This window comes from Johannesbaptistia floridana (assembly GCF_057440575.1).
Map to the genome: position 1 here is coordinate 1 of NZ_JALKVM010000289.1, position 9133 is coordinate 9133.

The window sequence follows — 9133 nt, forward strand, 5'->3', positions numbered from 1 at the left end:
GAATTAAATAATCTTCTTAATCAAAATGCTGATATGTGGGAATGGGAAAAGATAAAAACTTCCTTACAAAGCCAAATCATGGCCACCTTGACCACAGATAAACCCCCAGGCTATTTAGTGGCACCCCACAATCAACAAGCTTTAAGCCAAATTCTCCAATATAGCCACCAGCATAAATATCCTCTACTCTTATGTGGTAACGGCAGCAAATTAGATTGGGGTGGTTTCTTGAGCAAAAATGTAGAATTAGTGGTAACAACATCAAAACTTAACCAGATAATTGATTATGCCGTGGAAGACTTAACAGTTACAGTAGAATCAGGAGTAAAATTAGCTGATTTACAAAGTATGCTTCAGGAAAATCAACAATTCTTACCTATAGATGGAAGTTATCCTGAAACAGCAACGATTGGGGGAATTATTGCCACAGCAGATACGGGAAGTTGGAGACAACGCTATGGAGGGATAAGAGATTTACTTCTAGGTATATCTTTTGTGCGTGCCGATGGTGCCATTGCTAAAGCAGGTGGTAGAGTAGTAAAAAATGTGGCAGGCTATGATTTAATGAAACTATTCACAGGTTCCTATGGTACCCTAGGAGCGATCGCCCAAGCTACCCTAAGACTCTATCCTTTACCATCGGATTCTCTCACCATTTTACTTACTGGTGAGGAGAGTCAAATACAGAAATTTATGCAATTTCTCCTCGCATCTCCCCTAACTCCCACTGCCGCTGATTTAATTTCTAGCTCCTTAGTTAAACAATTAACTAATCAATCAAAAATTGGTTTATTACTCAGATTTCAAAGTATCCCTATCAGCATAGAATCCCAGACAAAACAAGTAGAATCGGTTGCCAGCAAATTAGCATTAACATCTGAAATTTATAAAAATGATCTAGAAACTAATCTATGGCAACGATTAAAAAAGATGATGGAGATAGAAAATCATTCCCAGACAATTACCGCTAAAATCGGTATAATTAAAAATAGCGCTCCTAAATTTTTAGCTAATTTTGCTCAAACTACTAACCATCAAGGACTAGCAATAATTCATCTAAATAGTGGTAACGGAAAAGTAACTATAACAGGTGAAAACTTAGATGAGCAAATTTTAAAAATTAGAAGTATGTGCCAACAAAATCAAGGTTTTCTTACCATTCTTACAGGGCCTAAAAGCCTAAAACAAAAAATAGATATTTGGGGCTATACAGGAAACTCTATAGCGATTATGGAAAAACTTAAACAAAAATTTGACCCTAATTATCTACTCAATCCCGGTCGTTTTCTTGGTAACATTTAAATAAATATTTAAATAAATTATGACAGCATCTAAAAATAATTTTATTAACAAAAATTCAGATTCCGGGTTTGATGCTAAAAACCCACCTAAACCAGAATTAATAGATACCTGTGTTCATTGCGGCTTTTGTTTGTCTACTTGCCCATCTTACCGCGTTATAGGCAAAGAAATGGACTCACCACGAGGACGTATTTATCTCATGGATGCCATCAACAAAGGCGAAGCAGACTTAACCCCTGCTACTACTCAACACTTTGACTCCTGCTTAGGGTGCCTTGCCTGTGTCACTACCTGCCCATCTGGGGTACAATACGATCAATTAATAGCGGCAACTCGTCCTCAAGTAGAAAGAAATCAACCCCGCTCTCTTTTAGATAGACTATACCGATTATTAATTTTTAGCCTCTTCCCCTATCCCCAACGCCTCAAACTACTTTTACCTTTGTTGTGGTTATATCAAAAAATCGGCTTATCCCAACTAATAAAAAGCACTGGATTACTAAAAAAAATCTCCCCCCGTCTAAATGCAATGGAGTCAATTTTACCTCCAATTAATTTATCTACCCTCAATCACAATTATCCTTTAGTAATTCCCGCCCAAGGCAAGAAACGCTATCGAGTAGGAGTTATCCTCGGCTGTGTGCAGCGCTTCTTTTTCTCCCCGGTAAATCAGGCGACTATTAGAGTTTTGACTAAAAATGGTTGTGAAGTAGTTATTCCCCAAAATCAGGGTTGTTGTGCGGCTTTACCCGCTCACCAAGGGCAAGAAGCCCAAGCTCAAACTCTCGCTAGACAAATGATTGATAGTTTTGAAAACAGTGAAGTTGATGCTATTATTATCAATGCCGCAGGTTGTGGACATACTCTCAAAGAATATGGCCATATCCTCGCAGATGATTCTAACTACGCATCTAAAGCTCAAGAATTCGCCAGCAAAGTTAAAGATGTGCAGGAATTTTTACATGAGATTGGTATAACTACACCACTTCATCCTATATCAGCTCAAGAATTACCAATTGTTTATCAAGATGCTTGTCATCTTCTCCACGGACAAAAAATTAGTGTACAACCCCGACAGTTACTACAAAAAATTCCTAATATACAACTAAGAGAGCCCGTTGATGCAGCTCTGTGCTGTGGTAGTGCAGGAGTGTACAATATGTTGCAACCAGAAGTAGCCAATGAATTGGGTAGACAAAAAGTGAATAATTTAACTAATACAGGCGCTGAGGTAATTGTTTCCCCTAATCCTGGTTGTGCTTTACAAATTAAAAAACATTTACAGTTACAGGGAAAACAAATTAAGTTATTTCATCCTCTAGAATTACTTGATTTTTCCATGGAGGGGTCTAAAATTGATTAAATATAACCCATAGTTTTCCGATTGGAGGTTTGATGAGTGCTTTTCGTATTGGTATAGCAGGACCAGTTGGTTCAGGAAAAACAGCCCTGTTAGACTCACTATGTAAACAAATGCGCACCAATTTACAAATTGGGGTGGTTACTAATGATATTTATACCCAAGAAGATGCGCAATTTTTAATCAAATCACAAGCTTTAGAAAAAGAGAGAATTATCGGAGTTGAGACAGGGGGATGTCCTCACACTGCTATTCGAGAAGATGCTTCTATTAATCTGGTAGCTATTCATGATTTAGAAACCAGGTTTAACAATCTGCAAATAATCTTTTTAGAAAGTGGTGGTGATAATTTAGCAGCGACTTTTAGCCCAGAATTAGTAGATTTAACTATTTATGTTATTGATGTAGCGGCAGGAGATAAAATACCCCGCAAAGGAGGACCAGGTATTACTAAATCAGATTTACTAGTTATTAATAAAATTGACTTAGCTGATTTAGTTAAAGCAAATTTAACAGTGATGGCAAGAGATGCGCAAAAAATGCGCGGCGATAAACCATTTGTTTTTACTAATTTACACACCAAAGAAGGTTTAGACAAAGTTATTGAATTTATTAATTTTCATTTACCACCTAATCTATGAGTTTAAAATCTACCTCCAACTGGCAAGGAAAACTTGAGTTAAAATATCAAAAACAGAGTGAAAAAACTAAGATTATCTATAGTAAAAATATAGCTCCTTTTAAGGTACAAAGACCATTTTACCCAGCAGGAACGAATATTTGCCACACAATTGTTTTAAACACAGCAGGAGGGATAGTAGCAGGAGATAAATTAGAACAACATATTAATTTAGAGTCAAATTCTCAAGCTTTAATTACTACCACCTCAGCAGGAAAAATTTATCGTAGTAACGGATTAGAAGCAAAACAAGATATCATAATTAAACTTGAATCTGGAGCATGTTTAGAATTTCTCCCTCAAGAAAATATTATTTTTAATGGTGCAAATTATCGACAAAATATTACTATAGAATTAGAGCCTCAAGCTAGGTGGTTGGGGTGGGAAATTGTGCGTTTTGGACGTTCTGCTAGAGGGGAAGTTTTTTTAAAGGGTAAATGGCTTTCTAGTATGGAAATTTGGCAATCAGGAAAACCTTTATGGATTGATAAACAAGCTTTATGGGGGAGTGAAGAATCGGTATTTAGTCCTAATGCTTTAGCAGGTAACTCAGTAGTAGGTACCCTAAGTTGGGTTTTTTCTCCAGTAGATAGTGATTTATTAGGAGAAATTAGGAAATTGTGGGACAATTTTGATAGTGATGCCCAAGTAGGAGTTACACAACTATTATCGGGGTTAGTTTGTCGTTATCGTGGTAATTCTACTACAGAAGCTAAAAAGTGGTTTCAAGCTGTTTGTGAGTTGTTAACACAAAGAAGACATTCTTTTGTTCAATTTTGAGTTAAACTTGATTTCTTGTTGATTGGCGATCGCCACTTGAGACCGTTTATTATTTGGCGATAAAAAGTTTTAGTAAAAAACACGTGATTTTAGCATCAAAAGATGATAGACTTAAACAATTATAATAAAACTGAAAATCTTGAAATTTAATATTGCGACAAAACTAAAAAAGTTTTCAATGATTAAATTAACACAAAATCGTTATATTGTTTCCGATTCAGAAATTTTAAATGGAGAACCGATAATTAAAGGCACTCGGACTCCTGTTCGTGCAATCGTGGAGACATGGAGAATGGGAGTCGCACCTGAAGAAATTCCTAAAGCAATGCCCCATTTAACCCAAGCTCAAGTGTTTGATGCTTTATCTTATTATAGTGAACAAATGTCAGAAATTAATAGCTATATTGAATTAAATCGTATTCCTGATGATTTAATCGATCCATTGGTTAAAGATTAATCAAATGAGTCGGATATTTATTGAACTTTATTTAGATGAAGATGTTAATGTTTTGGTTGCTGATTTAATTCGGGCGAAAGGATTTTTGGCAACAACGGTTAGAGATGAAGCTCAATTACAAAAAAGCGATTCTGAGCAGTTATTATATTGTGTTAGTCTGAAAAAAACTTTTGTTACTCATAATCGAGTAGATTTTGAAAGATTAATTCAAGGATATTTTCAGCTTGGCAAAATTTATTATGGGGTTATTATTGCCGTTCGCCATCCCCCCCAAGAAATTGCTAGAAGATTACTGAAAATTCTTAATCATGTAACTGCTGATGAAATGATCAATCAAGTTCGCTATGTTTAATCCCTGATTTCTGACACCTAGCCTTTGGTAAAATAAGGGGGCAATCATTTTTTCTTTGCCATGTTTTGTCATCAGGAGAGCTTGGCGATCGCGATAGCGAGTTATATTATTGCTCATAGTCAGATCTTGCACTCCTAAAAAAGTACTAAATAGGCCAACAGGCGAGAATCAATTTTTAAGTGGTTAGGATCAATTCTTTTACTCATTACTTCAAAACTCATTACTTCAAAACTCATTACTCATAGTGGTTTCACTTGTTCAGATTTATGATCAAAAATTGTTCTCAGAGAAAAAATAATTCTCCACCTTATTTAAAGATGGAGAATTACTAAACATAGTATTGTAGTCAATGAAAAGATTGAGGAAACCCAAGATTTCTAATTACTTGGTATTTTCGTTTTGCTTCTAATTGTTGCAACTCAGTATAATCAACCCAATCAATGCAATCTACAGGACAAGTATCAATCGCTTCTTGAATTAATTCCTCGTGGTCACCATGATGGTTAAAGACACGAGCACGCCCATTCTCTGGTTCAATATAAAAAGTATTAGTTGCCGTATGGGCGCAATGTTTACATCCAATGCAGGTAGTTTCATCCACATAGGGTGCTTTTTGTCGCAATTCTCCTCCTAATTCTGGTTCTAAGCCCGAACGAGAGGGGCAATCACGCAGATATCCTCCTAATTCAGGTTCTTGACCAGAACGTGGAGATGGTGAGGGAAATTCTGACATTAGGCACTCCAACGTTGAACAACTAGACGAAGAGAACCATCAGGGTTCTTTTGTTGTTCAGCAATTTGAAAACCTTGTTTACTAGATTGATTAACTATGGTGTGATAGGCATAACGTTGAGTTATTTGGCGTAGAAAACCATCTACTGTTAGAGGTTGTTGCCAGTATTGTAAGTCTGTTACTAATTCATATTCTTGACCATTCCAGCTAAAGCCCAGGTCATAGTTATTCTCTTGAGGTATGACTACATCTGCTTGACGAGTTTGACCTTGGTAACCTCGTACGAGGCTAGGGCCTTCTTTCCAGCTAATGCCTAAGTCATCTAGAGCGGCTTTTAATGATGTAATATTGCGAATTTTGGTTTTAATGTTGCTAAAATGTGACATGATTCACCTAAACAAAAGTTAACTAAAGTTTACAAAAAAATCGTTACCAATTGCTAAAATTTTTCTGATTGGTAACTTGATCAGATTGGTGGACTTGTTGAGCAAAATAGTCAGAGGTTTTTTCTTGAGTGAGAACAATTCCTAGTTCTGCCTCAATAGCTGCGGTTACTTCTTGACAAGAACTACCAACTATACCAGTGACTGTTTCCTTAACTCGACCATCAGGATAAATGATGAATTCGAGAGATTCCATACTCATTCTTGGGATTGTTAAAACTGAGAAACAACAAAAATTAAATTTGCTTTATGTTTTGAATTTTAGCAAAAGTTTACACTATATAGTTGTCATACTTGAGTTTTGAGTAAAAGTTTGTGAAGAAATGTTAAGCTACACAGGAAATAAATAATGGAGAATTGATGCTAACTATAGTTAAAATGAAAATCGGTGTTATTGAAGGAAAAATCCCAAGTAATGATTAAAGTTGGAGTTTTAGGATTTGGGGGTTTAGGACAAGCGGCAGCTAGATTATTAAACCCAAAACAAGAAATGATTCTAGTGGCGGGAGCTGACCACAAAGGTTATGCTTATAATCCTGAGGGTTTAAACATAGAAGAGGCGATCGCCACATACAAGGAAAAAAGTTCCCTAGGATATTTAGAAAATTATGGAGTTTTAACTACAGATAGTATTGAAGAACTAGTTAAAAATGCCCAGATAGATGGTTATTTTCTCGCCTTACCAAATTTACCCAACACATTTATGGCAGAAGTAGCCAGGAAGTTTATCGCCTCAGGGTGGCAGGGAGTATTGATAGACGCATTAAAAAGAACTAGCGCAGTAGAACAACTGTTAGAATTGCGTCAAAGTTTACAAGAAGCAGGGATTACTTATGTAACTGGATGTGGAGCGACTCCGGGGTTACTGACAGCAGCGGCAGTAATTGCGGCCCAAAGTTATGCAGAAATTCACAGGGTAAAAATTACCTTTGGGGTAGGGATTGCCAATTGGGAAGCGTACAGGGCGACAATTAGGGAAGATATAGCCCATATACCAGGTTATGATGTAGAGAGCGCTTCTAAGATGAGTGATGAAGAAGTAGAAGCTTTCTTAGCTAAAACCAATGGAATTCTCAAATTAGAAAATATGGAACACGCAGATGATATAATGCTAGAATTAGCAGGAATCTGCCCGCGCGATCGCGTCACTGTAGGTGGAGTTGTAGATACCCGTAACCAGAAAAAACCCCTAAGTACCAATGTCCAAGTCACGGGCAGAACCTTTGAGGGAAAAATATCTACCCATACCTTTACTTTGGGAGATGAAACAAGTATGGCGGCTAATGTGTGTGGTCCAGCCTTCGGTTATCTCAAAGCAGCGATAGCTTTACATCGTCGCGGGTTCTACGGCTTGCTTACAGCAGCTGATATTATGCCTCAATTTGTTAACTAAAGGCTGAAAGATTTTTAGCTCCGAATAAAAGATGAAAATACTACTACTACACCCGAATTTTCCCGCCCAATTCCGTCATGTAGCTACTGCCTTACACGAAAGAGGACATCAAGTGGTCTTTGGAACTAAAAGAGAAGAGGGGGGACTACTGGGAGTTACAAAGGTTATCTATAAACCATCTCGTGACGTAAAACCAGAAACCCATCACTATTTGAGGACTCTAGAGGGTGCCGTACTTCAAGGCCAAGCCGTATACAGGTTATTAAATGAGTTAAAAAAGCAAGGATTTAAACCGGATATAGTCTATGGTCACTCAGGCTGGGGACCAACTCTATTTATTAAAGATAGTTTACCTAAGGCAAAATTACTCTGTTACTTTGAATGGTTTTATCATGCCTACGGTTCAGATGCCAGTTTTGACCCCAGTGACCCTCTCAATGCTGACGATTGTGCCAGAATCAGAATGAAAAATACCCCGATTTTGACAGATTTATATAGCTGCGATCAGGGTCTCTCTCCTACCCTTTGGCAACGGCAACAATTTCCTGAGGAGTTCCAATCAAAAATTACTGTACGTCATGATGGTGTAGATACTAATTATTTTCAACCTATACCAGGAGCTAAATTAGTTTTACCAGAACTTAATTTAGACTTAAGTCAAGTAGATGAACTGATTACCTATGTAGCTAGAGGGATGGAACCCTATCGAGGTTTTCCTCAATTTATGGAAACCGTAGCTATTTTACAAGAGCGTCGTCCTAATTGTCACGTGGTGGTAGTAGGTCAAGATCGCGTAGCCTACGGGAAAAGTCTTCCCGAAGGTCAAAGTTATAAGCAGTTGATGCTAGATAAGTTTGATTTTGATTTATCTCGCCTCCACTTTACTGGTTTATTGCCCTATAATCAGTATTTACAAGTTTTACAGGCTTCCACAGTACATATTTACTTAACTCGTCCCTTTGTTTTATCTTGGTCAATGTTAGAGGCGATGTCTACAGGTTGTCTTATTGTAGGTTCTAGTACTGAGCCAGTTAAAGAAGTAATCAAAGATGGTTTTAATGGTTTATTAGTAGACTTCTTTTCTCCTGAGAAAATAGCAGATCGAGTTGAGGAGGTTTTAAATCATCCAGATTTAATGGCTCAAATGCGTGTGAAAGCAAGAGAGACAATTGTAAAAAAATATGATTTAGCCACCTTATTACCCGAACACATCAACTGGATATTAGGAAAAGAAGTCTCTAAACCTAAGAAGAAAAAAGGCTTCGGGTGATAATTTGGCCAAGAGTGTCATTTTGTAGTATTATAAATAGCTATATACTTACGTAAAAAGAATAAAAATATTACTATATACCCTTGTGGTGATGAATTTTTAGATCTATGCTTTATAAGGAACTCACCAAATCCTTGTATAGCTCCGGGAGAGGGGGAGCAGGGGAGCTCCGGGAGAGGGGGAGAAATTTTAAGTAAAATTACTTAAGTTGTGGATAAAATGTATATTACTATACATTAATTTCTTAGACAAAATCTCAAAAAGCACTATAGCAATGAGCAAAGAGATGTTTACAGTTATCATCAAAAGCCCCCCTTATTAAGCAGGGTCTTTTCATTCTTGACAAAGAAAATGGTGAGGAGAA

At 37.0% G+C, this 9133-nt stretch carries 11 protein-coding genes; 8 read left to right on the plus strand and 3 right to left on the minus strand.

Annotated features, from left to right (window positions below):
- From MW688_RS17680 to MW688_RS17705, 6 genes are all read left to right on the plus strand, one after another.
- Nucleotides 1-1302, plus strand: a 1302-nt coding sequence (locus MW688_RS17680; RefSeq protein ID WP_486737334.1) for an FAD-binding oxidoreductase, incomplete at its 5' end; no start/stop codon positions are given.
- 19 nt (nucleotides 1303-1321) lie between these two features.
- Entirely contained in the window at nucleotides 1322-2665 is a 1344-nt protein-coding gene (locus MW688_RS17685) for a (Fe-S)-binding protein (protein WP_486737335.1), read from the plus strand.
- A gap of 32 nt (nucleotides 2666-2697) precedes the next feature.
- Nucleotides 2698-3303 carry an urease accessory protein UreG gene (gene ureG, locus MW688_RS17690; RefSeq protein ID WP_486737336.1) on the plus strand — a complete coding sequence of 202 codons (606 nt, stop codon included), beginning with the start codon at nucleotides 2698-2700 and terminating at the stop codon, nucleotides 3301-3303.
- Nucleotides 3300-4121, plus strand: a complete 822-nt coding sequence (locus tag MW688_RS17695; RefSeq protein WP_486737337.1) for an urease accessory protein UreD — start codon at nucleotides 3300-3302, stop codon at nucleotides 4119-4121. The genes ureG and MW688_RS17695 overlap by 4 nt, the downstream gene beginning before the upstream one ends.
- Nucleotides 4122-4299: 178 nt before the next feature.
- Complete coding sequence (locus tag MW688_RS17700; RefSeq protein ID WP_486737338.1) at nucleotides 4300-4578, plus strand: DUF433 domain-containing protein; 279 nt, start codon at nucleotides 4300-4302, stop codon at nucleotides 4576-4578.
- A 4-nt stretch (nucleotides 4579-4582) separates the two neighbouring features.
- Nucleotides 4583-4930 carry a DUF5615 family PIN-like protein gene (locus MW688_RS17705; protein WP_486737339.1) on the plus strand — a complete coding sequence of 116 codons (348 nt, stop codon included), beginning with the start codon at nucleotides 4583-4585 and terminating at the stop codon, nucleotides 4928-4930.
- Between the two features lie 346 nt (nucleotides 4931-5276).
- Here the strand turns inward: MW688_RS17705 and MW688_RS17710 are convergent, their stop codons facing one another.
- From MW688_RS17710 to MW688_RS17720, 3 genes are read right to left on the minus strand one after another with little or no spacing between them, the layout of a single operon-like run.
- Entirely contained in the window at nucleotides 5277-5663 is a 387-nt protein-coding gene (locus tag MW688_RS17710) for a ferredoxin (RefSeq protein ID WP_486737340.1), read from the minus strand.
- Nucleotides 5663-6049, minus strand: a complete 387-nt coding sequence (locus tag MW688_RS17715; RefSeq protein WP_486737341.1) for a DUF1257 domain-containing protein — start codon at nucleotides 6047-6049, stop codon at nucleotides 5663-5665. Before MW688_RS17715 ends, MW688_RS17710 begins: the two co-directional genes overlap by 1 nt.
- A 43-nt stretch (nucleotides 6050-6092) precedes the next feature.
- Entirely contained in the window at nucleotides 6093-6308 is a 216-nt protein-coding gene (locus MW688_RS17720; RefSeq protein ID WP_486737342.1) for a DUF2997 domain-containing protein, read from the minus strand.
- A 213-nt stretch (nucleotides 6309-6521) separates the two neighbouring features.
- Here MW688_RS17720 and bioU point away from each other — a divergent pair, with 213 nt between their 5' ends.
- Nucleotides 6522-7499 (plus strand): (S)-8-amino-7-oxononanoate synthase BioU, encoded by a 978-nt coding sequence (gene bioU / locus MW688_RS17725; protein ID WP_486737343.1) that lies wholly within the window; start codon nucleotides 6522-6524, stop codon nucleotides 7497-7499.
- A gap of 31 nt (nucleotides 7500-7530) precedes the next feature.
- On the plus strand, nucleotides 7531-8769 hold the full coding sequence (locus MW688_RS17730; RefSeq protein WP_486737344.1) for a glycosyltransferase family 4 protein: 1239 nt from the start codon (nucleotides 7531-7533) through the stop codon (nucleotides 8767-8769).
- Nucleotides 8770-9133: the final 364 nt, after the last annotated feature.